2 protein-coding genes are annotated in these 1,879 nt (G+C 53.9%); one reads left to right on the top strand and one right to left on the bottom strand.

All coding sequences use genetic code 11. The annotated features are described in order from the left end of the window. The first annotated feature begins 180 nt into the window (after window positions 1–180). The gene (locus E4T66_RS21225; protein ID WP_136852150.1) at window positions 181–963 is read left to right on the top strand and encodes a macro domain-containing protein; all 783 of its coding nucleotides are present in this window, start codon (window positions 181–183) and stop codon (window positions 961–963) included. A 93-nt stretch (window positions 964–1,056) separates the two neighbouring features. Here the strand turns inward: E4T66_RS21225 and E4T66_RS21220 are convergent, their stop codons facing one another. After that, the gene (locus E4T66_RS21220; RefSeq protein ID WP_136852148.1) at window positions 1,057–1,809 is read right to left on the bottom strand and encodes a hypothetical protein; all 753 of its coding nucleotides are present in this window, start codon (window positions 1,807–1,809) and stop codon (window positions 1,057–1,059) included. Between the last annotated feature and the right edge of the window lie 70 nt (window positions 1,810–1,879).

The following is a 1,879-nucleotide window of genomic DNA, read 5'->3' as shown; positions in this document are numbered from 1 at the left end:
GGCGGGCCTGCTCAACGGCCCCGCGCTTGAACTCTGGACTGAACTTCCTTCGCTTCGACATGAACACTCCTTGCGGCCATTATCGGCCTTCTCGAAAGTGTCCGAGTCATCGGGGTAGAACCCATTAGCTCTATTTTCAGCAGGGCCTATTGGCGTTATGTACTGTTTTCGCTTGGGGGGATGCAGGCGGTACTTAGCATATTTGGGGCGATTTGGCTGCTCGTAGAGACCCTCGATTTCTTCAACGTCTACACTCGAGACAAATACGCCTCTTATGCATTTGTTATTTTCTTTGGATGTTCCATTGCACTTGCAGTTTTCTTCCGGCGCCCAATTCAGTCTGTGCAGGTGCCAATTCCGCATAGAGGTGTGTGTGTTGAGGTGAGGATTGCAGATTTGTTTAACGTGACTGGTGCCATTGTCATTAGCACCAATTCTGTTTTTGAGGCCGACGTGGCCGGGGGCAAGATTTCACCGAACAGTTTGCAGGGGCAGTTTACTGCTCGATACTTCACGGGCAATCAGCATAAGTTGATCGAAGAACTTCGCAAGGGTCTTCAGAGATGTAAAGGGTCGCCTCCCTATCCGATGGGAACAACCATTCCGATCACAACGCATGGGAAGACGTTTTATCTCACTGCAATGTCCACGCTGAACTCCCAAGGAAACGCGTCAAGCACACTCCGTGATGTTGAGGAGGCACTTGGCGGTCTCTGGGAATACGTTCGACAGGCGGGCGAACTCCAAGAACTTGCCGTACCGCTGATGGGAACCGGACGAGGCCGCCTCAATGTTCCGAGGAGCAGAGTCGCAGAACTGATTGCAGAATCCTTTGTGAATGCGTCTGCGGAAGGCAAAATCTCAGATCGCTTGGTGATTGTGATCCACCCGCAGGATGCCGAGCAGTTCTCGGTGAACCTATACGAGATCAAGGACCGCCTTCGGCAGTTGATGAGCTTGTGAAAAAGCGGTTCGTCGTTAAGTTCGTGTGTACTTCACTCCATCGAGGCGGAGGTGCCGCCGCGTGCGAACGATGTCTCTGGCACTAGTTTCGGATCAGGATGAGCTCTTTACCAACAGCTTGCGGAGTCTTGCGATCTCATGATCCTTCGCCGCCAATTCTGAGCCTTGCTTCTGGAGTTCTTGTCTCAACTTGTGCTCGTGGCTCATTTCGACGTCAGACATCACGACTCGCTGGTAGCTTTCTTGGCTGTGGAGGCTCTGCTGTCCTAGCGCATCGGCGACTGGTCGAAGCACGTCTTCCGGCGCCGTGCTAAGGCCCGAGGCTTTGCGAACGGCGTGGTGTTCGGCTGTTAGGTCGTCCGCGAACTTTCGCCGCACGGCATGCGCGCCTGCGCGTTGCTGGACGCCAATCGCAGTCAGCGCCGAACCTACGATACGAGATATGTACTCATGATCGAGCGGAGTGGCCGATCGAGTCGAGAGGAACAGAAATCCGTTTGCGGTTGACTCGTCCTTTCCAAGCTTGCGAAGTAGTTCGGCCCTCGAGTCTTTGCAGTACCGATTGATCCTGACTGCCAACGGGAACGGAACCTTGAAGGCAGCCTGATAGCCAAATTTCTGAAGTGCCGGCGTTACCCAGATATGGTCCTCGTTGGAACTCTGCGCCAACGCGATCACCTCATCACTGAAAGCGGCAACTGGGACGCTACTCAGGCTGCCCGCCCTCCATCCAGTAGCATCCGCCAGATCCAGGAGTAACACATCCCGCAATGCCTTCTCAGGGCCTGATCTCTTTGAAAGATCCTCGCTGATTCGAGCCAGTTGGAAGTAGAGTTTCCACCGCAAGGAGCTCTACGTGAAGAAGTCGAAGTTTTCTGAAGAACAGATCGTCCGTATCCTCAAGGAAGTCGAGGCC

Source organism: Sinimarinibacterium arenosum (assembly GCF_005047655.1).
In the GTDB taxonomy this organism is placed as follows: Bacteria; Pseudomonadota; Gammaproteobacteria; order Nevskiales; family Nevskiaceae; genus Solimonas.
Note: the sequence above shows the minus strand (reverse complement) of the source record. Positions and strands in the feature narration are given on the sequence as shown.